Genomic DNA, 23,057 nt, shown 5'->3' with positions numbered 1-23,057 from the left:
CTCCTCCCAACTATACCCCCATCTCATTTCTATTTCTTGAAAGGTGAATCAAATGACAAAAACACTTCCAAAAGACTTTATTTTTGGCGGAGCAACAGCAGCCTACCAAGCAGAAGGTGCTACACATACTGATGGTAAAGGGCCAGTCGCCTGGGACAAATACCTCAAAGATAACTACTGGTACACTGCTGAACCAGCCAGTGATTTCTATCACAAATACCCAGTTGACCTCAAACTTGCAGAAGAGTATGGTGTCAATGGTATCCGTATTTCAATCGCTTGGTCACGTATCTTTCCAACTGGTTATGGGAAGGTTAATGACAAGGGGGTTGAGTTCTATCATAATCTATTTGCAGAGTGCCACAAACGGCATGTTGAGCCCTTCGTGACCCTCCATCACTTTGATACACCAGAAGCACTTCATTCAAACGGAGATTTCCTGAATAGAGAAAACATTGATCACTTTGTGGATTATGCGGCCTTCTGTTTTGAAGAATTTCCAGAAGTCAACTATTGGACGACCTTTAATGAAATTGGACCGATAGGGGATGGCCAGTATTTGGTTGGGAAATTCCCTCCGGGTATTCAGTACGACCTTGCCAAAGTCTTCCAATCTCATCACAATATGATGGTGTCGCATGCGCGTGCAGTAAAACTTTTCAAGGATAAGGGATATAAGGGTGAAATTGGTGTGGTTCATGCACTGCCTACTAAGTATCCTCTGGATCCAGATAATCCAGCAGATGTTCGTGCAGCCGAGTTAGAAGATATCATTCACAATAAATTTATTTTGGATGCGACTTATCTAGGACGATATTCCGAAGAAACGATGGAAGGTGTCAACCATATCTTAGCAGTCAATGGTGGAAGTTTAGATCTGCGTGAAGAAGACTTCGCTGTGCTAGAAGCTGCAAAAGACCTGAATGACTTCCTTGGAATTAACTACTACATGAGTGATTGGATGCAAGCCTTTGATGGCGAAACAGAAATCATTCATAACGGTAAGGGTGAAAAAGGAAGCTCTAAGTATCAGATTAAGGGAGTTGGACGTCGAGTGGCGCCTGACTATGTCCCACGTACGGACTGGGATTGGATTATCTATCCTCAAGGTTTGTATGATCAAATCATGCGCGTGAAGCAGGATTATCCGAACTACAAGAAAATCTACATCACAGAGAATGGTCTTGGATACAAAGATGAGTTTGTGGATGGGACAGTCTACGATGATGGAAGGATTGATTATGTTAAGAAACATATGGAAGTGATTGCAGATGCAATCTCCGGCGGGGCCAATGTCAAAGGCTACTTTATCTGGTCGCTGATGGATGTCTTTTCTTGGTCAAATGGTTACGAAAAGCGTTACGGCCTCTTCTATGTTGATTTTGAAACCCAGGAGCGTTATCCAAAGAAATCAGCTCACTGGTACAAGAAACTAGCTGAGACGCAGATTATTGACTAAAACTAACAAAAAAATTCCCCGCCAAGTGGCAAGGGAATTTTTTTTGGTTATGATAAAAGAATGGTTGTTTGTTTCGATAGATCTTCAAATGTTTCCTGACTCAGCTTGGAATCTGAAACGATGGTATCAATCTCTGAGATATTGTAGAAAGTGTAAAAATCAAACTTATTAAACTTACTGTGGTCTGCCAGTAAGTATTTTTTATTGGCATTGTTCAAGGCGATTCGTTGAACCTCGCCCTCTTCTTCACTGAAAGTAGCAATAGCTTTATCCTTGATACCATTACAGCTCACAAAAGCTTTAGAGAACTGAAGATTGGTCAAATCCTGCAAGGTGAGTGTTCCCACAAAAGCACCAGTGATGGAGCGATAGTTTCCACCAATCAAAATCAAATCTGTTAGTTTTCGTTCGTTTAGGATGAGAAAAACAGGAAGACTGTTTGTTACAACACGAATGTTATCGATAGGGAGTTCACGAGCAAAACATTCTAAGGTTGTTCCTGGCNCGATAAAAATAGTTTCACCTTCGTCAATCAAATGGCCGGCAAAACGGCTAATTTCTTGTTTTTCAGCAATCTGCAAGCCTTGTTTTTCAACATTTGAGCGTTCGTTGTTTAAGAGAGAACCTGTACGAAGTTTTTCAGCGCCACCGTGCACACGAACCAGCAAATCCTTATCTGCCAATTCTTGTAAGTAGCGACGAGCTGTCATATCTGACACATCAAGACTCTCCATAATCTCTTTTACAGTAATAGTGCCTTTTGTGTTTACTGCTTCTAGAATACTATCTAGTTTTTCTTGCTTTAGCATCCTTATCACCTCGATTTCTACTATTATTATCTTACCATAAAACGCTCAATCAATCAAATAGAAAAAAACAAAATAAAACAAAAACAAAAATATCATGGTTGTTTTAAACAAACCATGATATTTTGAATGATTGGTCAAATTAGTCCAAACCGTAGTTGTAATCCTCGTCTTGCATGGCTTCAACTTCACCAAGGAGGTAACCATTTCCGACTTGAGAGAAGAAGTCGTGGTTAGAAGTTCCTGTTGAGATTCCGTTCATAACGATTGGGTTGACATCATCAGCTGAATCTGGGAAGAGTGGATCTTGTCCTAGGTTCATAAGAGCCTTATTGGCATTGTAACGAAGGAAAGTTTTAACTTCCTCAGTCCAGCCAACACCGTCATAGAGGCTTTCTGTATAGCCCTCTTCGTTCTCGTAGAGAGTGTAGAGCAGGTCGTACATCCATTCTTTGAGCTTTTCTTGCTCTTCTTCAGGCAATTCATTGAAACCAAGTTGGAATTTGTAACCAATATAGGTTCCGTGAACAGACTCATCACGGATGATCAGTTTGATGATTTCCGCAACGTTGGCCAGTTTGTTGTTACCGAGATAGTAGAGGGGCGTAAAGAAACCAGAGTAGAAGAGGAAGGTTTCAAGGAAAACGCTGGCAACTTTCTTTTCAAGTGGGCTACCATTGAGATAGATTTCATTGATAATTTCTGCTTTTCTTTGAAGGTAGGGATTTGTGTTGGTCCATTCAAAGATTTCTTCGATTTCAGCCTTGGTGTTCAAGGTCGAAAAGATAGAAGAGTAAGATTTTGCGTGGACAGATTCCATAAATTGGATGTTGTTAAAAACAGCTTCCTCATGCGGTGTACGGATGTCTGCGCGAAGCGCCTGAACTCCTGTTTCAGATTGCATGGTATCCAAAAGTGTCAAACCACCAAAGACTTTTCCTACCAAGTCTTTTTCTTTGTTTGATAGTTTTCTCCAGTCGTCTAGGTCATTTGACAAGGGGATACGCGTATCGAGCCAGAATTGCTCCGTCAGCTTTTCCCAAGTTGATTTGTCGATGACATCTTCGATGGCATTCCAGTTAATGGCTTTGTAGTAAGTTTCCATTTGAAATCTCTTTCTGTATGTAATAATGCGATTGTCGAATCATCTCTATTTTATCATAGTCTGAGAGGAGTATCGCACAAAAAGTCGGAAGACCGACTTTTTAGTTTTTCATAGTATTTAAGATACTTATCAAGTTTTGTATGATGGGGAACTTAACCAGTAGTCTGAGAAAATGTGGTTGCCCCAGATAAAAATTAAATCACACAGCTTTCACATTGGTTAGCACCGACTTCTCCACCATCATCCGTAAAGGTACGAACGTAGTAAATTGACTTGATGCCCTTGTTAAAGGCATAGTTACGAAGGATAGACAAGTCACGTGTCGTTTGTTTATTTTCCTTCTTCCATTCGTAAAGACCTTTTGGAATATCACTACGCATGAAGAGAGTGAGTGAAAGACCTTGGTCTACGTGCTCAGTTGCAGCAGCGTAAACATCAATTACCTTACGCATATCCATGTCGTAAGCAGAAGTGTAGTAAGGGATAGTTTCTGTTGACAAGCCTGCAGCTGGATAGTAGATTTTACCGATTTTCTTCTCTTGGCGTTCTTCAATACGTTGCGTAATCGGGTGGATAGATGCAGAAACATCGTTGATGTAACTGATAGAACCATTTGGAGCTACAGCAAGGCGGTTTTGGTGATAAAGACCATCTGCTTGAACCTTTTCGCGAAGTTCAGCCCAATCAGCAGCACTTGGAATAAAGACATCTTTGAAGAGTTCTTTAACACGGCCTGATTTTGGAACAAATTCGCCTGTCACATACTTGTCAAAGTAGCTACCGTTAGCATAGTCTGATTTTTCAAAGTTGTGGAAGGTGATACCACGTTCGCGTGCGATATTGTTTGATTCCACCAAGGTCCAGTAGTTCATAAGCATAAAGTAGATGCTTGTAAATTCAATTGACTCAGGTGATCCGTACTCAATCAGTTGTTGGGCAAGGTAACTATGAAGTCCCATGGCACCAAGGCCAAAGGTGTGAGCCAAACTGTTTCCGTGGTCGATAGTAGGGACAGCTACGATGTGTGAACTATCTGTAACGAAAGTAAGGGCACGAACCATCGCGCGAATAGAACGACCAAAGTCAGGTGAAGTCATCATGTTGACCACGTTGGTTGATCCAAGGTTACATGAAACGTCTGTTCCCATTTGAAGGAATTCTTGAGCATCGTTGATCAAGCTTGGTTTTTGAACTTGAAGAATCTCAGAACACAAGTTACTCATGATAATCTTACCATCTACTGGATTAGCACGGTTGGCTGTATCAATGTTGACTACATAAGGGTAACCAGATTCTTGTTGCAATTTAGAGATTTCAGTTTCCAAATCACGCGCCTTGATTTTTGTCTTGCGGATATTTGGATTTGCGACTAATTCATCGTATTTTTCAGTGATGTCGATGTAGTTGAATGGTACACCGTACTCAAGCTCTACAGAGTAAGGGCTAAAGAGATACATTTCTTCATTTTTACGAGCTAATTCGTAGAATTTATCTGGTACCACAACTCCAAGTGAGAGGGTCTTAACACGAACCTTTTCATCGGCATTTTCTTTCTTAGTTGAAAGGAAAGCGATGATATCTGGGTGAAAGACGTTGAGGTAGACAACCCCGGCACCTTGACGTTGCCCGAGTTGGTTTGAGTAAGAGAAGCTGTCTTCAAAAAGCTTCATAACTGGTACGACACCAGAAGCAGCACCTTCATAACCTTTGATAGGAGCTCCAGCTTCACGAAGGTTGCTGAGGGAAATTCCCACACCACCACCGATACGTGAAAGTTGAAGAGCAGAGTTGATAGAACGTCCGATAGAGTTCATGTCATCAGTTACTTGAATCAAGAAACAAGAGACCAACTCCCCACGACGAGCACGGCCTGCGTTCAAAAAGGAAGGAGTAGCTGGTTGGTAGCGTTGGTGGATGATTTCATTGGCAATATCAGTCGCGATCGCTTCATCCCCGTCAGCAAAGTAAAGTGCATTAAAGAAGACACGGTCTTCCATACTTTCAAGGTAATATTCACCGTCATTAGTCTTCAAGGCGTACTGGTTGTAAAACTTATAGGCTGCCATGAATGATTTGAATTGGAAGTTTTGGTCTTTGATGAATTGATGCAGTTCTTCCAAAAACTCTGGACGGTACTTCTTGAGAAATGCAGTTTCAATATAGTTATGTTCAATAAGGTAGTTGATTTTATCAGTAATTGAATCAAAAACCATAGTGTTTGGAACTACATTTTCTTTAAAGAAGGCATCCAAGGCTTCTTTATCTTTATGAAGCATGATTTGTCCATTGACAGGACGGTTGATTTCGTTATTGAGACGGAAGTAAGTCACGTCCTCAAGATGTTTTAATCCCATAAAATTTCCTTTATCTAATTACAAAAGAAAGGCCTCTAAGTTAGCCCTAGAAGCAATCTCTTCTGGATGATGTACTAAGATTATGCTAATTGTTTCAGTTTTCCTGGTTGGAAGCCTGAAAAGACTTCAGTTGGTGTTTGGATAACAGGAGCAGCGCTGAAACCGAGCTCTTTAACTTGATCGATGTACTCTGGTTGCTCGTCGAGATTGATCTCACGATAAGCGACATTGTTGCTGTCCAAGAAACGTTTGGTCATCTTACATTGGACGCAGTTATTTTTAGAATAAACGGTTACCATTTTCGTAACTCCTCTTTCAAAATAGATTACTTTCTTAGTATATCAGAAAAAAAAACTTTGTCAAACTTTTTAAACTAAATCTTGTGCTAAAAAGTTACAGTTTTAAAATTAAAACACAAGATGTAGTGTTTTCGAAAACATAAATTTTGACTTCCGTTGAATTGTCAAACTTTCTCAAAATAAAAAAACTACATACTGTATATTGGCAACATGAATAGAAGATTTTCAGCAAGTTATCAGAAAGGAAAACGAAGAAAATAGCAAAAATCGTAAGAACAGGAATAAGTCTAGCTGAGACAATGCTTTAACAAAACAGAAACTGTGATATTTACGAAAAAAGAAATTTTCTACACAAGATGTCCCAATATTTTGTATTAGAATATCTAAAATATAACAAAAGTGGAAATGACAGATTATGCTGTATTCATAAAAATGGATCATTGGTTAATTTTATATAGGATACTTATGAGTTTTGTATCCTTTTATAAGGAGTATATAAATACAATGTTTGAGAAAGTTCATTTTATGTGATATAGTATCTGTGATTATAAGATTAGAAAATGGATATCTGGATGCTTTTGCTTGATAGAGAATGTTATCAGATTATAATTAGATTAAATGAATGAAAGAACACAGAATTAGGAGGCGCGTGGTGAAAGAAAATGATGTTATTTTAAAACGGCAATCAACTCAAATATTTTTTAAGAATGGTGATACGGATTTTTTCTTTAATTGGTTGTTAGGAATCGGTGAAATTTTTGGTTTCTCTCATGGAGAGCTTTATTATCTTGCTCAAAGATTGGGGAACTCACCAAAGCCTGATGACTGGAAAAATGTATTTTTATCGCATGTAAACTACCTTGAACAAGAAGCAAGTAATTCAGGATTGAGTGAACAAACAAAGGCGCAGTATTATCTTGCACAGACCTACTCACTTCGCTCGGCAATTCAGTTTACCGATCCATTTTCTGACGAGTATTTACCGACCGTTCGTCAAATGGAGAAGGTGTTTTCTAGTGCAATTCATTCACTAGGTGCACCGATTGAAAAACTAACTATTCCCTATCAGGGTTCTTACTTGCCTGGGTATTATCTTCATAGCGGTGATAATTGTCCAACGCTAATCATGATTGGTGGAGGTGATACTTATCGCGAAGATTTATTTTACTTTGCAGGATATCCTGGATGGATACGAAATTATAATGTTTTAATGGTTGATCTTCCTGGTCAAGGGAGCAATCCTAGTAGAGGGCTGGTCTTTGATGTGGATGCTTCTATTCCAATTTCATTATGCATAGACTGGTTGGAAAATAGAAATCCTAAACTAAATTATTTAGCTATTTATGGTGTCAGCGGAGGGGGATATTTTACCGCACAAGCTGTCGAAAAGGATCCAAGAATTCATGCTTGGATTGCTAGTACCCCTATTTACGATGTTGCAGAACTTTTCAGAAAAGAATTTGGATCAAGTTTGAAAGCACCTAGTTGGTTAATAAATGCCATTTTAAAATTAGCTGGAAATTTGAATGAATCAGCAAATTTAAATCTTAAAAAGTATGCATGGCAGTTTGGTACTTCTGATTTTAAGAGTGCTATTGATGATGTATTTAACCATGCAAAGATTGTGGATTATCAAAAAATTCAATGCCCATGCCTTTTTATCATGGGAAAGGGTGAGGGTGCTGAACTGCAGCATCAAACTAAGGTAATTTATGAAGCACTTAAATCTAAAAATCAACAAACTAAACTTCAAGTATTTGAGGCGGAAAGTGGTGCGGACGCTCATTGCCAAGTCAATAATCTAAGACTCGCCCATAATGTCGTTTTTGATTGGTTGGATACTTTATTTGAATGGAATCAATCAAAGTTTTAGCTCTACTTATACCACTTAGATATATCTACCTTTTTACTGTTAGGGGCTACAAACTTATTTTACTTTAAGTAGCAAATTGGATAAATTCTCTACTGTTGATGGTAAGAGTAGGTTTTAGAATTTCAGTATTTAGTATTTGATGAAATCTTTTCAAATAATAGATTTACTGGGTTATATTAATTATAGTTAAATAGTATTATTTCATTATTTACTAGGATTGTCCTCTGATTGGTATTAAGGGAAAATAGCTTTGAAAATTGGAATTTTGAAGGTAATATTCTTTTAATAATTAGTGCCTAAATTTCCCATAGTACCTGTATGATAGAAAAAAGAAGCAATTTCATTTTCAGTAAAAGTCCATAAAATACTTGAAAAATTATCTAGAAGGTGATATAATACAGTCTTGTAAGGGTTATCACATATAATCCAAAAAAGAAATAACTAAAGGAGAGTCAAACTATGGCTTCTAAAGATTTCCACGTAGTGGCAGAAACAGGTATTCACGCACGTCCAGCAACATTGTTGGTTCAAACAGCTAGCAAATTTGCTTCAGATATCACTCTTGAATACAAAGGTAAATCAGTAAACCTTAAATCTATCATGGGTGTTATGAGTCTTGGTGTTGGCCAAGGTGCTGACGTTACAATTTCAGCTGAAGGTGCAGATGCTGACGACGCAATCGCTGCTATCACTGAAACTATGGAAAAAGAAGGATTGGCATAAGGAAAATGACAGAAATGCTTAAAGGAATCGCAGCATCAGACGGTGTTGCAGTTGCAAAAGCATATCTACTCGTTCAACCGGATTTGTCATTTGAGACTATTACAGTCGAAGATACAAACGCAGAAGAAGCTCGCCTTGATGCCGCTCTAAAAGCATCACAAGACGAGCTTTCTGTTATTCGTGAGAAAGCAGTAGGTACGCTCGGTGAAGAAGCAGCTCAAGTTTTTGACGCTCACTTAATGGTTCTTGCTGACCCAGAAATGATCAGCCAAATCAAGGAAACAATCCGTGCGAAGAAAGTTAATGCAGAAGCAGGTCTGAAAGAAGTGACAGACATGTTTATCACTATCTTTGAAGGTATGGAAGACAATCCATACATGCAAGAACGTGCAGCGGATATCCGTGACGTGACAAAACGTGTATTGGCAAATCTCCTTGGTAAGAAATTGCCAAACCCAGCTTCTATCAATGAAGAAGTGATCGTGATTGCGCATGACTTGACTCCTTCAGATACAGCTCAATTGGACAAAAACTTTGTAAAAGCTTTTGTAACCAACATCGGTGGACGTACAAGCCACTCAGCTATCATGGCGCGTACACTTGAAATCGCGGCAGTATTGGGTACAAACAACATCACTGAAATTGTTAAAGATGGTGATATTCTTGCTGTTAACGGTATTACTGGTGAAGTGATTATCAACCCAACTGATGAGCAAGCAGCAGAATTCAAGGCTGCTGGTGAAGCTTATGCGAAGCAAAAAGCTGAATGGGCACTTTTGAAAGATGCTCAAACAGTGACTGCTGATGGTAAACACTTTGAATTGGCTGCTAATATCGGTACTCCAAAAGACGTTGAAGGTGTCAATGCCAACGGTGCCGAAGCTGTCGGTCTTTACCGTACAGAGTTCTTGTACATGGATTCTCAAGACTTCCCAACAGAAGACGAGCAGTATGAAGCTTACAAGGCTGTACTTGAAGGAATGAACGGTAAACCTGTTGTCGTTCGTACAATGGATATCGGTGGAGATAAGGAACTTCCTTACTTCGATATGCCTCACGAAATGAACCCATTCCTTGGATTCCGTGCCCTTCGTATCTCTATTTCTGAAACTGGAGATGCTATGTTCCGCACACAAATCCGTGCCCTTCTTCGTGCGTCTGTTCACGGTCAATTGCGTATCATGTTCCCAATGGTTGCGCTCTTGAAAGAATTCCGTGCAGCGAAGGCAGTCTTTGACGAAGAAAAAGCAAACCTTCTTGCTGAAGGTGTTGCAGTTGCGGATAATATCCAAGTTGGTATCATGATCGAGATTCCTGCAGCGGCTATGCTTGCAGACCAATTTGCTAAAGAAGTTGACTTCTTCTCAATTGGTACAAACGACTTGATCCAATACACAATGGCAGCAGACCGTATGAATGAGCAAGTTTCATACCTTTACCAACCATACAACCCATCAATACTTCGTTTGATTAACAATGTTATCAAAGCAGCTCACGCTGAAGGTAAATGGGCAGGTATGTGTGGTGAGATGGCTGGTGACCAAAAGGCTGTTCCACTTCTTGTCGGAATGGGCTTGGATGAGTTCTCTATGTCAGCAACATCTGTCCTTCGTACACGTAGCTTGATGAAGAAATTGGATACAGCTAAGATGGAAGAGTACGCAAACCGTGCCCTTACAGAATGCTCAACAATGGAAGAAGTTCTTGAACTTCAAAAAGAATACGTTGACTTTGATTAATTGAAAGGTCCTTGCAACTCAGTTGCAGGGATTTTTTGTTTTAAAAATTTGGTGATTGATTTTCAATATAGGATTCTCAAATCAGACTGTTCAGATAGAAGATAGTGTAGAAAACAAAAAAATCGTTAACTGGTTCATAAAATTCTTGACAAGTTCCAAATTTAGGAGTAAACTATTAACCAGTTAACTTTTAGAGAGGAGTTTCTGCAATTTAGAAATGAATTGCAACTAGAAATATCAAAAAGAAAGAGAGTTTCGATGAAAATTAATAAAAAATATCTAGCTGGTTCTGCGGCAGCTTTAATTTTAAGTGTTTGTTCTTATGAGTTGGGACTGTATCAAGCTAGAACGGTCAAAGAAAATAACCGTGTGTCTTACGTTGATGGAAAACAAGCGACGCAAAAAACGGAGAATCTAACTCCTGATGAGGTTAGTAAAAAAGAAGGCATCAATGCCGAACAAATCGTCATCAAGATAACAGACCAAGGCTATGTCACTTCACATGGCGACCACTATCATTATTACAATGGCAAGGTTCCTTATGACGCTATCATCAGTGAAGAGTTGCTCATGAAGGATCCAAACTACCAGCTCAAGGACGAGGATATTATCAGTGAAATCAAGGGTGGTTATGTTATCAAGGTGGACGGAAAATACTATGTTTACCTTAAGGATGCAGCCCACGCAGATAATGTCCGTACGAAAGAAGAAATTAATCGACAAAAACAAGAGCATAGTCAGCATCGTGAAGGAGGAACCTCAGCAAACGATGGTGCGGTAGCCTTGGCACGTTCACAAGGACGCTACACCACAGATGATGGCTACATCTTTAATGCTTCTGATATCATTGAAGATACTGGTGATGCTTATATCGTTCCTCACGGCGACCATTACCATTATATTCCTAAGAGTGAGTTATCAGCCAGCGAATTGGCTGCTGCAGAAGCCTTCCTATCTGGTAGAAGTGGTCAATCAAATACGCCTACTTATCGCCGTACCAATGGCAACAGTGCTAGCAGTGATATAGATAGATGGACCCCATCCTATAATAATCAAGGTAGTGGCTATACGAACACAAACACGGCTAACAACAGTAACAGTAGCGACGATAGTCAAGCGAGTCAAAGTGATGAGGATATTGATGGCCTTCTGAAACAACTTTATGCCTCGCCACTCAGCCAACGACACGTAGAATCAGATGGCCTTGTCTTCGACCCAGCACAGATTACAAGTCGGACAGCCAGAGGGGTTGCAGTACCTCATGGTAACCATTACCATTTCATCCCTTACGAACAAATGTCTGAATTGGAAGAACGAATTGCTCGTATTATTCCTCTACAGTACAGTTCGAACCATTGGGTGCCGGATTCAAGACCAGAACAACCAAGTCCACAACCGACTCCGGAACCTAGTCCAAGCCCGCAACCTGCACCAAATCCTCAACCAGCTCCAAGCAATCCAATTGACGAAAAATTGGTTAGACAAGCGGTTCGAAAAGTAGCTGATGGCTATGTCTTTGAGGAGAATGGAATCTCACGTTATATTCCTGCCAAGGAACTTTCGGCAGAAACAGCAGCAGCCATTGATAGTAAACTAGCCAAGCAGGAAAGTTTATCTCATAAGCTAGGAGATAAGAAAACTGAGCTCCCATCTAGTGATCGAGAATTTTACAATAAGGCTTATGACTTACTAGCAAGCATTCATCAAGATTTAATTTCCAATAAAGGGCGTCAAGCTGAATTTGATACTTTGGATAAACTCTTGGAACGTCTCAATGATGTCTCAAGCGATAAAGTCAAGTTAGTGGATGATATTCTTACCTTCCTAGCACCGATTCGTCATCCAGAACGTTTAGGAAAACCAAATGCGCAAATTGCTTATACTGATGATGAGATTCAAGTAGCCAAGTTGGCAGGCAAGTATACAACGGAAGATGGCTATATCTTTGATCCTCGTGATATCACTAGTGATGAGGGGGATGCCTATGTAACTCCACATATGACCCATAGTCATTGGATTAAGAAAGATAGTTTGTCTGAAGCTGAAAGAGCGGCAGCCCAGGCTTATGCTAAAGAGAAAGGTTTGACACCTCCTTCTACTGACCATCAGGATTCAGGAAATACTGAAGCTAAAGGAGCAGAAGCTATCTACAACCGCGTGAAAGCAGCTAAGAAGGTACCGCTTGATCGTATGCCTTACAATCTCCAACATACTGTGGAAGTCAAAAACGGAAGCTTGATTATACCTCATTATGACCATTACCATAACATCAAATTTGAGTGGTTTGACGAAGGTCTTTATGAGGCTCCTAAGGGGTATACTTTAGAGGATCTCTTTGCGACTGTCAAGTACTATGTAGAACATCCAAACGAACGTCCGCATTCAGATAGTGGATGGGGCAATGCAAGTGACCATGTTCAAAGAAACCAAAATGGTCAAGCTGATAATAATCATACTGAAAAACCATCAGTGGAGAAACCTCGGACAGAAAAACCTGAGGAAGAAAAACCTCGCGAAGAGAAACCGCAGAGTGAGAAACCAGAGTCTCCAAAACCAACTGAGGAGCCAGAAGAAGAATCACTAGAGGAAGCAGAAGAACCTCAGGTCGAGACTGAAAAGGTTGAAGCGAAGTTAAGAGAGGTTGAAGAGCTACTTGCAAAGATTCAAGACCCCATTATCAAATCCAATGCCAAAGAAACTCTCACCGGCTTAAAAAATAACCTGCTATTTGGTGCTCAGGACAACAATACCATTATGGCTGAAGCTGAAAAGTTGTTGGCCTTGTTAAAGGAGAGCAACTAAACCTACCCCAATTTTCTAACTTCTAAAAACAGGATAGGAGAACTAGAAAAGTAAAAAAAGAAAGTGAGAACAGAATGTAAGTTCTAGTTCTCATTTTTTTCATGAAAATATGTAAAATATCTTGACATGTGGTGTAAATAAAGATAAACTATTTACTAGTTAATTAAATGGTTAAACACTAGTTAAGGAGTAATGATGAAAAAAAGAACATTTCTATTATTAATGGCCAGTCTGTTGATTCTTGTCTTAGGAGCGTGTAGTCAAAAAGAAAAACAAGAAGCAAAAGGAATGAAGATTGTAACAAGTTTTTACCCAATCTATGCCATGGTCAAAGAGGTATCGGGGGACTTGAATGATGTACGGATGATTCAGTCAAGTAGTGGGATTCACTCCTTTGAACCGTCAGCAAATGACATTGCTGCTATCTATGACGCGGATGTCTTTGTCTACCATTCTCATACGCTCGAATCTTGGGCTGGAAGTCTAGATCCTAACTTGAAAAACTCAAAAGTTAAGGTTTTAGAAGCTTCTGAAGGAATGACATTGGAGCGTGTACCGGGCTTAGAAGATGTAGAAGCTGGTGACGGCATCGATGAAAAAACACTCTATGACCCTCACACTTGGTTAGATCCAGAAAAAGCAGGCGAAGAAGCGCAGATTATTGCGGACAAACTTTCGGAGATTGATGGTGCTAATAAGGAGACTTATCAAAAGAATGCTAAAAACTTTATAGCAAAGGCCCAAGAATTAAGCAAGAAATACCAGCCTATTTTTGAAAAAGCGGGTCAAAAGACCTTTGTTACACAACACACAGCCTTTTCTTATCTCGCTAAACGCTTTGGTTTGAAACAACTTGGTATAGCAGGGATTTCCCCTGAACAAGAGCCAAGTCCGAGACAACTAACAGAAATTCAGGAATTCGTTAAAACCTATAAGGTTAAAACCATCTTTACTGAGAGCAATGCTTCTTCTAAAGTTGCTGAAACCTTGGTCAAATCAACAGGAGTTAGCCTAAAGACACTCAATCCTTTAGAAGCAGATCCTGAAAATGACAAAACTTACTTAGAAAATCTAGAAGAAAATATGAATGTTCTTGCAGAAGAATTGAAATGAGGAGATGATGAAAATTAAGAAAAAGTATCTTGCGGCAGGATCGGCTCTAGTCCTTTCCTTAAGTCTTTGTATCTATGCATTAAATCAACACCAGGTAGAAGGAAACAAAGATAATAATCGTGTGTCTTATGTCGATGGGAAACAAGATTCTCAAAAAACAGCGACCCAGACACCAGATCAAGTTAGCAAAAAAGAAGATATTCAGGCTGAACAAATTGTCGTGAAAATCACCGATCAAGGTTATGTGACTTCACACGGAGATCATTTCCATTATTACAATGGTAAAGTTCCTTTTGACGCGATTTTCAGCGAAGAGCTTTTGATGAAAGATGCCAATTATCAACTGAAAGACGCTGATATTGTCAATGAAATCAAAGGTGGCTACATTATCAAGGTGGATGGTAAGTATTTTGTCTATCTTAAAGATGCGGCACATGCTGATAATGTCCGTACGAAGGACGAAATTGAGCGCCAAAAACAAGGTCATACTTACGATGCACCAACTTCTAACAGTGCAGTGGCGCTTGCTCAATCTCAAGGTCGTTATACTACAGATGATGGCTACATCTTTAATCCATCTGATATTATAGAGGATACTGGTGATGCTTATATCGTACCTCACGGTGGACATTACCACTACATTCCTAAGAGTTCCTTGTCTGCTAGCGAATTGGCTGCTGCCCAAGCCTACCTCTCTGGAACTAGAAAACAAGCAAATGTGACTGACTATCGTCTGAGTCCAAACGCAACTAGTCAAACTAGCAATCTGAGTCAAGAAGCTGAAAGACCAATCAATCCAGAAGAGAGCTTACAGAGTCTATTGCAACAACTCTATGCTCTTCCACGTACTCAACGTTATGCTGAATCAGATGGCTTGATTTTTGATCCTGCTAAGATTTCAAGTAGAACGCCGAGTGGCGTGGCGATTCCTCACGGAAATCACTATCATTTCATTCCATATACAAAGCTTTCTGACTTGGAAGAAAAGATTGCACGTATGATTCCTTTATCTAGCGATAGTAGGAAGCCAACACCTTTGGAAAACCCAAGTAAACCAGCAGAGGATCCAGCTCAACAAGATCATCCTCATGACCAAGATGGTGATCATAGAAGTCAGGATACCAACCATGAAGACCATGACCACGATGGAGAGGAGCATGACCACCATCACGGTGAAGAACATGATCATGGTTTTGCAGCAGACCGTGTCATCAGTGAGGATGAGCAAGGGTTTGTAGTTTCTCATGGAGATCACGCTCATTATTTCTTTAAGAAGGACTTGACTGCAGCCCAAATTAAAGCTGCCCAGGATCACTTGAAAGAAAATCATCAGTCTCAGCACGTTCAACCACTGGCAAAGACGGTGGAAAGTTTCTCAAGAGATGCTAGCGATGAAGAAAAAATCAAGTATATCTCACAGACCTACGGGGTTCCGCTCGAAGCGATTCGTATTTCAAATGGATTCTTTGTCTTTGGAAATCCGGATCAAGCTTATGATCCAACCCATATCCATCCCTATGCTGTTCGAAAAGAACATGTTCGTATTCCTCTCCAAACTGGGAATCCAGAACTTGATTTCCTAAATGAACTTTATACCACTGCCTTACGCGACAATGTTTCTCCTTATAGTTTACAGGTAGAAAATGGTAGTTTTGTGATTCCTCATGGAGACCACAATCACTATATCAAGTTTCAAACCAAGGGCTATGAAGCAGCTTTGAAAAATAAGATTCCGGCCCTACAATCAGCATATCAGCCTGGAGCTTTCGACGAACAAACTGTTCTTTCTAAAGTTGATCAACTTTTAGTAGATAGCAGAAATCTCTACAAAGACCAGCCAATCATGCAGAGACGGGTTGAACTTGCTTTGGGGCAATTCACCGAAAATATGAAAAAACTGGCAACAAACTCAACTGCTGGATACCTAGCAGCCTTGGATTTCTTTGATAAACAGTATATCCATGTGGATCAAAGTGTGGCACCGGTTGAAACTTCACCTTTAGATAAGAAGTACCAAGCCCTTGTAGATAAGATCAATACACTGGATACAGATACTTATGGCTTGCCTAAGAAAGATCTTTTGGTACATTTGCAAGAAGCAAAACTAGCACAGGATGAGACAGAGTTGGCTGCAATTGAAGCGAAACTTCAGGCTTTGCAAGATTTTCGAGATCGGACAGGAGTCACAACAGTAGAGTACATCAAGTATTTCTATGAACATGTATCTGATGGTCGTTTGAGAGAAGAACTTCGGAACCGTGTTGCCAAGTTGACATGGGAACTTTACCAGTCACAATCTTTCCTCAAAGCAACCGACTTGAACAAGTTATTCCCAACTATTTACCAAACTAAGCTAGAAGTAGAAGAAGCTCTCAAAGAAGAACCCGTATTTACAAAAGCTGGTAAGACTATTCTAGATACGGAAAAAGTAGATAGTCAAACTGCTAAGACCGCCATCTATGAATTCCTAAAAGAACTCTACGGTGATTTTATGCCAGAAGAACGGGTTAGCCATGTTAAGAAGGAAGAAGTGGATGCTCTTCTAACAAAAGCTGCCCAACTCCTAGCGCGTGTCAAAGAAGACGGGGTCAAACAATCCCTAGCTGAAGAAGCAGCTAATATCAAAGCGGCTACTGAAAAGGAAAATGCAGACCTTGACGAAGCTAAAACACAACTTGAGGATCTTTTAAATCGTATTGCAGCGACTATCCAACGAGAGAAAAAAGAAGCAGAACAAGATCCACAAACGGTGATTATCTACCAAAAACTCTATAATATCTTGCTCTCTCTTCACAAGTACTTAGAGGATAACAAAGGAACCGATGCTGACTTTGAACGTGTTGATGCCCTATTTGATCAACTCGCAGCTAAAAGTAGTGATAAAGAAGGTCTCCTCACTCTAGCTAAAGATATCATTAGCTTGAACCAAGAACTTCGTTCAAAAGCAAGTGAAACTGACAGTCAATCTAAGTCTGAGAAAGGCAGTGAAACAACTGCTTCTCAATCAAGCGAAAAGCAAGAGAAAAGTGAGACTGAGCCAAGTGCTCAACCAAACGAATAAAAAGAAAGACGAAGTAGCTGAGCTACCTCGTCTTTTTTAGTCTTTATAAGCTACAATACCAATGATGGTATCCACCGCACGCTCCATGGTCTGAAGACTCACGTATTCAAAACGTCCATGCATGTTTTCACCACCAGCAAAGATATTAGGAGTTGGGATCCCCATAAAGGAAATCTTAGACCCATCTGTTCCACCACGAATTGGTTCGATAATTGGCGTGATTCCCAGATCCTCCATTACGGCTTTGGCAATGGTTACAGGAGTCATGTCTTTCTCAATGACTTCCTTCATATTGTAGTACTGGTCTGTCAGAGTTAAGGTCACGCGATTATTCCCAAGCTCTTGATTCATCTTGTCAGCGATGGCTTGCATAGCTGCTTTACGAGCTTCAAAGGCATCTTTTTCAAAGTCACGGATGATGTAGCTTGCACGCGCCTCCTCGACACTACCTGTCACATCCATAAGATGATAGAAACCTTGATAACCATCTGTCAATTCAGGTCGGTCATTCTCTGGAAGTTGATTATGAAAATCAATCGCTAGCTGAAGGGCATTGACCATCTGTCCTTTAGCAGTACCAGGGTGAACATTGCGCCCTTGGAAATGCAATTCAGCACCAGCTGCTGAGAAAGTTTCATACTGAAGCTCACCTAGCGGACCACCATCAACAGTATAGGCAAAGTCAACGTTAAAGTCTTCAGCATCAAATTTGTTAGCTCCAACACCGATTTCTTCATCTGGTCCAAAACCAACTCGAATCTCACAGTGTTTGATTTCGGGATGAGCAGTCAGATATTCAATAGCAGTCATAATTTCAGCAATCCCTGACTTGTCATCAGCACCCAGCAAGGTCGTGCCATCAGTTGTGATAAGCGTTTGGCCTGGATATTTCTCAAGGCTCTTGAAATCAGCAGGATCGAGTTTAAATCCAGAATCACCCAAGTCGATAACTCCACCATCGTAATTTTCAATGACTTGCGGATTAACTCCCTCAGCATTAAAATCAGCAGTATCCATGTGGGAGATGAAGCCAATCTTGCGTGTAAGGCTGGGATCATTAGCTGGTAAGGTACCAATAGCAAAACCATTTGGAAGGTAGTAGACGTTTTGCAGACCGACACGTTTCATTTCAGGAATAAGAACATTGGTCGCAAAATCTACCTGGCTTTGCGTACTTGGAGTAGTAGTAGAGTGTTCATCAGAACGCGTATTGACCTTAACGTAGGTCAAGAAACGATCTAAAAGGTTCGGATAAGTCATAAAAACTCCTTTAATATCATTTTTTTCATTGTATCATAGAATGGAAAGAAAGACAAAGAGAAGTAAATAAAAATAAAATGAATGAAAGCGTTTATTTATTATATATTTAATGGTAAAATGGTAAATGAAAAAAACATCACAAGGACATATCAATGAAAAAAGCAATTTTAATGATGACATTCGGCTCGCCAGAAGAGATTACCTTTGAGAGTGTGGGGGATTTTTTTACCAACATTCGTCGTGGAATCAGGCCCAAGGATCACGAGATTCAGACTCTTTATGACAATTATGTTCGTATAGGTGGTACGCCCCTGCAGAGGATTACACGTGAGGAGGTCAATTTAGTCAAGGAACGTTTAGGAGAAGAGTATGGCATCTACTTTGCCAACAAATTTTCTCGGCCCTTTATCCCTGATGTGATCAAGCAGATGGAGGCTGATGGTGTTGAAGAATGTATTTGTTTGATTTTAGAACCACATTATTCCTTCTACTCGGTTATGGGGTATGAAAAGTTTCTGGAGAGCCAGCAAATACAATTTTTAGTCATTAAGGATTGGTATCAACAACAGTCTTTGCTGGACTTTTGGACAGATGAGATTAGCAAAATTTTACGGAACGATGTGAGAGAAGAGTCTTTTAAGGTGATCTTCTCAGCCCATAGTGTTCCAATTTTTGCCTTGGACTTTGGAGATCCTTATATCGATCAGATTTTTGATAATAGCAAGTTGATAGCAGAGCAACTCAGTCTAACAGCCGACCAGTATACCAATACTTGGCAGAGCGAGAGTGATATTGGAATCCCTTGGATCAAGCCAGATGTACTCGAGTATTTGAGAGAACAGAAACAACATCCAGAGCATTATATTTTTGTACCAATTAGCTTTATCAGTGAACATATCGAAGTTCTTTTTGATAACGATGTAGAATGTTATGAATTATGTCGAGAATTAGGTATAACCTATCATCGACCACCTATGCCAAACACAGATTCTCGTTTAATTGATGCTTTAGTTGATACTGTAAGAGCCAATGAACACAAAGAATTTAAGGAATTTCTCCCAGAAGAAGAAACCTTTGATGAGTTAGCACCTTCAGCAACCACCAAGGATATTATGGAGGAGACAGATGACCTTCAGATGCCAGAATTTGTGAAAAAACTCATTGAGAAAAAAGGCCGTGAAAATGTGAAGATGCCTTACTTGATTAAGAAAATGCTCGAAAAGGCTGGTAAATTGCCGAAAGAGTAAAGAAAAAGGATTTAGCATGAAGCTAGATCCTTTATTTGTCTTATTTTTTCTCAAGAAGGGCTTTGATTTCTTGAAGAACTTCAAGTTCAGTTGGAGCAGCAGGTGCTTCCTCAACCACTTCCTCTTTCTTACGAAGGTTTTGCGCTTTTTCCATAGCTTTAATAACGAAGAAAAGCACAGTACCTACAACAAAGAAGTTGATAATAGCACTCAAGAATTTACCATATGTAACACCATTCCATGCAAGCTCAGCGATGTTTTGTACTTTCGCAGCTTCCAAAGCTGGGTTCAATAGAAGTGGAGTGATGATATCGTTAACAAATGAAGTAACAATAGCACCAAATGCAGAGGCAATGATCACACCGACAGCGAGGTCAACAACATTACCACGAAGCAAAAATTCTTTAAGATCTTTTAACATTTTCATAAATTCCTTTCAAAAACTAATCTTAATTGTACCTGAAATACCTAAATATTGCAACCTTAATGCTTAATGACATCCATTTCATTTATAAAAAACGTATACTTTACTAAAAATATAGTTAAGAATGATAATCAAAACCTGCGCAATTAGCGTTTCGATGGTATTGACCTGATCTAGTTGATCGTTGACAAATTGCCCGATAATATCGGGATAAGATGTAACAAAGATATAAGTTAAAAGGACATCGAGACCCAAAGTAAAGAGACGAGCTAAGAAAAATTTAGCCAGACGGATTGCCCAATTCTTTCTCTCTTGTTTAAAAACGATGGTATCATTTGTAACAAAAGCAAAGAGGATACCGATAATATTTGCCAGTGCAGTTGCTAGGATTTCCTGATGACTGATATGGTAGATAGCTAAACGTGATAGGATAGACACTAAAGTAGTAGCACCACCGAAAAATAAGTAGGAGAGAATCTCGTTATCAAAGAAAGCTTTTATTTGATTTTTCATAATTTTAGTATAGCATAAAGTCATATATTGTGCTATACTAGTAAGGTTGATTCAATCAACCCTTGGTGCTTAGCTTCTTTCACCAAGCATATTTCACGCGGGAAACCGCCAAAGGAGAAAACATGAAAAATTTAACTGTTCGTGACATGGCAGATATTGCTATCGTTGCTGCTATCTATGTGGTTTTGACCATTACCCCACCGCTAAATGCTATTAGCTACGGTGCTTACCAGTTCCGTATCTCTGAGATGATGAATTTTCTAGCCTTTTACAATCCTAAATATATCATTGGTGTGACGATTGGTTGTATGATTGCTAATTTCTTTAGTTTTGGTATGATTGATGTCTTTGTTGGAGGGGGATCTACCCTAGTCTTTTTAAGTTTAGGTGTCTGGCTCTTTAGTAAGTACAAGAAAGACTATCTGTTCAATGGTTTGATTCGAAAAGATCATTTCTTCTTTTCAATCCTCTTCTCCATTTCAATGATTACCATTGCAGCTGAACTTCATATCTTGACAGAAGCTCCCTTCTTTTTCACATGGTTCTCTACTGGAATTGGTGAGTTTGCATCACTTATCGTAGGAGCGATTTTAATTGGTAAACTGGGACAGCGAATCGACCTTACAAAATAAGAAGTTTATAAGCTAGATTCTTGCTAGATCTAGCTTTTTTCATTCCATAAAATTAAAAGAGAGCGCTTGACAAGAGCATAGAACTATAGTATACTTTTTAGGTAAGCTGATTTAGCTCAGTTGGCAGAGCGCATCCATGGTAAGGATGAGGTCGCCGGTTCAATCCCGGCAATTAGCATGATAGAAACAAAATAACCTTGGGAGACCAAGGTTTTTCTTGTACTTCTGTGAAAATGAAGCTAAAGAGTTTTGACAGTTGACAAAAATAACTCTATCTAGTAGAATAGTAGTTGCGATGAGTCGATAGGTAGTCTTCGGACTACTATTGAGCATAAGGAGGTCATAACGCAGGAGCGGACCTTGATGAGTTGTGTGAACCTGCTCATCACATGAAGATGCCTCTTAGTCCCTAGTCGAATGGCTAGGGATTTTTAGTTTTCAGAAAATATAGTCTAAAAATGCTTTTCAATTTCTGGAAAAAGTAGTATAATACATCTATTATAGAAATTTTTAGAAAATTCCGAAAGAGGTTATTTATGGGATATACAGTTGCTGTAGTCGGCGCGACAGGTGCTGTCGGAGCTCAGATGATAAAAATGTTGGAAGAATCAACACTTCCAATCGATAAAATTCGTTACCTTGCTTCTGCACGTTCAGCAGGCAAGACTTTGAAATTTAAAGACCAAGATATTACGATTGAAGAAACGACTGAAACTGCTTTTGAAGGTGTTGATATTGCACTCTTCTCAGCAGGTGGTTCGACATCAGCTAAGTATGCACCATACGCAGTTCAAGCTGGAGCGGTAGTAGTAGATAACACATCTTATTTCCGCCAAAATCCAGATGTTCCATTGGTTGTTCCAGAAGTCAATGCTCACGCACTTGATGCCCACAACGGAATCATTGCCTGTCCTAACTGTTCAACAATCCAAATGATGGTAGCTCTTGAGCCTGTTCGTCAAAAATGGGGCTTGGACCGTATCATCGTATCAACTTACCAAGCGGTTTCAGGTGCTGGTATGGGAGCGATTCTTGAAACACAACGTGAACTTCGTGAAGTCTTGAATGACGGTGTGAACCCACGTGATTTACATGCCGAAATCTTGCCTTCAGGTGGAGATAAGAAACACTATCCAATCGCCTTCAATGCTCTTCCACAAATCGATGTCTTCACTGACAATGATTACACTTACGAAGAGATGAAGATGACCAAGGAAACTAAGAAAATCATGGAAGATGATAGCATAGCAGTTTCTGCAACCTGTGTGCGTATTCCAGTTTTGTCAGCTCACTCTGAGTCTGTTTACATCGAAACAAAAGAAGTGGCTCCAATTGAAGAAGTGAAAGCAGCCATCGCAGCCTTTCCGGGTGCTGTTCTTGAAGATGATGTAGCTCATCAAATCTATCCACAAGCCATCAATGCTGTTGGCTCACGTGATACCTTTGTTGGTCGTATCCGTAAAGACTTGGATGCCGAGAAAGGAATTCATATGTGGGTTGTGTCAGATAACCTTCTCAAAGGTGCTGCTTGGAACTCTGTACAGATTGCAGAAACGCTTCATGAGCGTGGTTTGGTCCGTCCAACAGCTGAGCTGAAATTTGAATTGAAATAATGGTTTAGGAGTTCGAATGAACTCCTTCTTTGAA

At 39.8% G+C, this 23,057-nt stretch carries 17 protein-coding genes, 1 tRNA gene and 1 riboswitch; of the genes, 11 read left to right on the top strand and 7 right to left on the bottom strand.

Features of this window, described 5'->3' with window-relative positions:
* Positions 1-52 precede the first annotated feature (52 nt).
* Positions 53-1,459 (top strand): 6-phospho-beta-galactosidase, encoded by a 1,407-nt coding sequence (lacG, locus tag D8854_RS01650; protein WP_125449171.1) that lies wholly within the window; start codon positions 53-55, stop codon positions 1,457-1,459.
* 47 nt (positions 1,460-1,506) lie between these two features.
* On the opposite strand, the gene D8854_RS01645 is transcribed toward lacG, so the two are convergent.
* The 4 genes from D8854_RS01645 to nrdH form a co-directional block, all read right to left on the bottom strand.
* Positions 1,507-2,268 (bottom strand): DeoR/GlpR family DNA-binding transcription regulator, encoded by a 762-nt coding sequence (locus D8854_RS01645; RefSeq protein WP_125449169.1) that lies wholly within the window; start codon positions 2,266-2,268, stop codon positions 1,507-1,509.
* Positions 2,269-2,407: 139 nt separating this feature from the next.
* Positions 2,408-3,370, bottom strand: a complete 963-nt coding sequence (gene nrdF / locus D8854_RS01640; protein ID WP_000451372.1) for a class 1b ribonucleoside-diphosphate reductase subunit beta — start codon at positions 3,368-3,370, stop codon at positions 2,408-2,410.
* A 194-nt stretch (positions 3,371-3,564) separates the two neighbouring features.
* Entirely contained in the window at positions 3,565-5,724 is a 2,160-nt protein-coding gene (gene nrdE, locus D8854_RS01635) for a class 1b ribonucleoside-diphosphate reductase subunit alpha (RefSeq protein WP_000523276.1), read from the bottom strand.
* A gap of 80 nt (positions 5,725-5,804) precedes the next feature.
* On the bottom strand, positions 5,805-6,023 hold the full coding sequence (gene nrdH / locus D8854_RS01630) for a glutaredoxin-like protein NrdH (protein ID WP_000259240.1): 219 nt from the start codon (positions 6,021-6,023) through the stop codon (positions 5,805-5,807).
* A gap of 652 nt (positions 6,024-6,675) precedes the next feature.
* Between nrdH and D8854_RS01625 the strand changes: the two genes are divergently transcribed.
* The 6 genes from D8854_RS01625 (at position 6,676) to D8854_RS01600 (ending at position 17,334) form a co-directional block, all read left to right on the top strand.
* Complete coding sequence (locus D8854_RS01625) at positions 6,676-7,896, top strand: alpha/beta hydrolase family protein (protein ID WP_084854182.1); 1,221 nt, start codon at positions 6,676-6,678, stop codon at positions 7,894-7,896.
* Positions 7,897-8,355: 459 nt separating this feature from the next.
* Positions 8,356-8,619: a phosphocarrier protein HPr gene (locus D8854_RS01620; protein WP_000146948.1), complete on the top strand. Its 264-nt coding sequence runs from the start codon at positions 8,356-8,358 to the stop codon at positions 8,617-8,619.
* 5 nt (positions 8,620-8,624) lie between these two features.
* On the top strand, positions 8,625-10,358 hold the full coding sequence (gene ptsP, locus D8854_RS01615) for a phosphoenolpyruvate--protein phosphotransferase (protein WP_025171716.1): 1,734 nt from the start codon (positions 8,625-8,627) through the stop codon (positions 10,356-10,358).
* A 258-nt stretch (positions 10,359-10,616) separates the two neighbouring features.
* Positions 10,617-13,160: a pneumococcal-type histidine triad protein gene (locus D8854_RS01610; protein WP_125449167.1), complete on the top strand. Its 2,544-nt coding sequence runs from the start codon at positions 10,617-10,619 to the stop codon at positions 13,158-13,160.
* 195 nt (positions 13,161-13,355) lie between these two features.
* Positions 13,356-14,273, top strand: a complete 918-nt coding sequence (locus D8854_RS01605; protein WP_125449165.1) for a metal ABC transporter solute-binding protein, Zn/Mn family — start codon at positions 13,356-13,358, stop codon at positions 14,271-14,273.
* A 7-nt stretch (positions 14,274-14,280) separates the two neighbouring features.
* Positions 14,281-17,334 carry a pneumococcal-type histidine triad protein gene (locus tag D8854_RS01600; protein ID WP_125449163.1) on the top strand — a complete coding sequence of 1,018 codons (3,054 nt, stop codon included), beginning with the start codon at positions 14,281-14,283 and terminating at the stop codon, positions 17,332-17,334.
* A 36-nt stretch (positions 17,335-17,370) separates the two neighbouring features.
* Here D8854_RS01600 and pepT read toward each other — a convergent pair whose 3' ends face one another.
* A complete protein-coding gene (pepT, locus tag D8854_RS01595) occupies positions 17,371-18,594 on the bottom strand; it encodes a peptidase T (protein WP_125414284.1) in 1,224 nt (407 codons plus the stop codon).
* 152 nt (positions 18,595-18,746) lie between these two features.
* Here pepT and hemH point away from each other — a divergent pair, with 152 nt between their 5' ends.
* Complete coding sequence (hemH, locus tag D8854_RS01590; RefSeq protein WP_125449161.1) at positions 18,747-19,841, top strand: ferrochelatase; 1,095 nt, start codon at positions 18,747-18,749, stop codon at positions 19,839-19,841.
* Between the two features lie 40 nt (positions 19,842-19,881).
* Here hemH and mscL read toward each other — a convergent pair whose 3' ends face one another.
* The gene (gene mscL, locus D8854_RS01585) at positions 19,882-20,262 is read right to left on the bottom strand and encodes a large conductance mechanosensitive channel protein MscL (protein WP_125449160.1); all 381 of its coding nucleotides are present in this window, start codon (positions 20,260-20,262) and stop codon (positions 19,882-19,884) included.
* Between the two features lie 84 nt (positions 20,263-20,346).
* Positions 20,347-20,778: a GtrA family protein gene (locus tag D8854_RS01580; protein WP_125449675.1), complete on the bottom strand. Its 432-nt coding sequence runs from the start codon at positions 20,776-20,778 to the stop codon at positions 20,347-20,349.
* 28 nt (positions 20,779-20,806) lie between these two features.
* Positions 20,807-20,903, top strand: a riboswitch (PreQ1 riboswitch).
* Between D8854_RS01580 and D8854_RS01575 the strand changes: the two genes are divergently transcribed.
* From D8854_RS01575 to D8854_RS01565, 3 genes are all read left to right on the top strand, one after another.
* On the top strand, positions 20,901-21,410 hold the full coding sequence (locus tag D8854_RS01575) for a QueT transporter family protein (protein WP_125449158.1): 510 nt from the start codon (positions 20,901-20,903) through the stop codon (positions 21,408-21,410). It overlaps the preceding riboswitch by 3 nt.
* Positions 21,411-21,515: 105 nt before the next feature.
* Positions 21,516-21,588: transfer RNA gene (locus D8854_RS01570), tRNA-Thr, on the top strand.
* A 358-nt stretch (positions 21,589-21,946) separates the two neighbouring features.
* Positions 21,947-23,023, top strand: a complete 1,077-nt coding sequence (locus D8854_RS01565) for an aspartate-semialdehyde dehydrogenase (RefSeq protein WP_000542494.1) — start codon at positions 21,947-21,949, stop codon at positions 23,021-23,023.
* The last annotated feature ends 34 nt before the right edge of the window (positions 23,024-23,057 follow it).

Origin of the sequence: Streptococcus mitis (genome assembly GCF_003943905.1) — a bacterium.
GTDB classification, from domain to species: Bacteria; Bacillota; Bacilli; order Lactobacillales; family Streptococcaceae; genus Streptococcus; species Streptococcus mitis_BC.
The sequence above is the reverse complement of the archived record's forward strand: the minus strand, read 5'-3'. Positions and strand labels throughout refer to the sequence as shown.

Coding starts and splice junctions, on each gene's coding strand:
- nrdH (WP_000259240.1), bottom strand. CDS start 6,023: ATGGTAACCGTTTATTCTAAAAATAACTGCGTCCAATGTAAGATGACC.
- D8854_RS01565 (WP_000542494.1), top strand. CDS start 21,947: ATGGGATATACAGTTGCTGTAGTCGGCGCGACAGGTGCTGTCGGAGCT.
- D8854_RS01575 (WP_125449158.1), top strand. CDS start 20,901: ATGAAAAATTTAACTGTTCGTGACATGGCAGATATTGCTATCGTTGCT.
- D8854_RS01580 (WP_125449675.1), bottom strand. CDS start 20,778: ATGAAAAATCAAATAAAAGCTTTCTTTGATAACGAGATTCTCTCCTAC.
- hemH (WP_125449161.1), top strand. CDS start 18,747: ATGAAAAAAGCAATTTTAATGATGACATTCGGCTCGCCAGAAGAGATT.
- mscL (WP_125449160.1), bottom strand. CDS start 20,262: ATGTTAAAAGATCTTAAAGAATTTTTGCTTCGTGGTAATGTTGTTGAC.
- D8854_RS01600 (WP_125449163.1), top strand. CDS start 14,281: ATGAAAATTAAGAAAAAGTATCTTGCGGCAGGATCGGCTCTAGTCCTT.
- D8854_RS01620 (WP_000146948.1), top strand. CDS start 8,356: ATGGCTTCTAAAGATTTCCACGTAGTGGCAGAAACAGGTATTCACGCA.
- pepT (WP_125414284.1), bottom strand. CDS start 18,594: ATGACTTATCCGAACCTTTTAGATCGTTTCTTGACCTACGTTAAGGTC.
- nrdF (WP_000451372.1), bottom strand. CDS start 3,370: ATGGAAACTTACTACAAAGCCATTAACTGGAATGCCATCGAAGATGTC.
- lacG (WP_125449171.1), top strand. CDS start 53: ATGACAAAAACACTTCCAAAAGACTTTATTTTTGGCGGAGCAACAGCA.
- nrdE (WP_000523276.1), bottom strand. CDS start 5,724: ATGGGATTAAAACATCTTGAGGACGTGACTTACTTCCGTCTCAATAAC.
- ptsP (WP_025171716.1), top strand. CDS start 8,625: ATGACAGAAATGCTTAAAGGAATCGCAGCATCAGACGGTGTTGCAGTT.
- D8854_RS01605 (WP_125449165.1), top strand. CDS start 13,356: ATGAAAAAAAGAACATTTCTATTATTAATGGCCAGTCTGTTGATTCTT.
- D8854_RS01610 (WP_125449167.1), top strand. CDS start 10,617: ATGAAAATTAATAAAAAATATCTAGCTGGTTCTGCGGCAGCTTTAATT.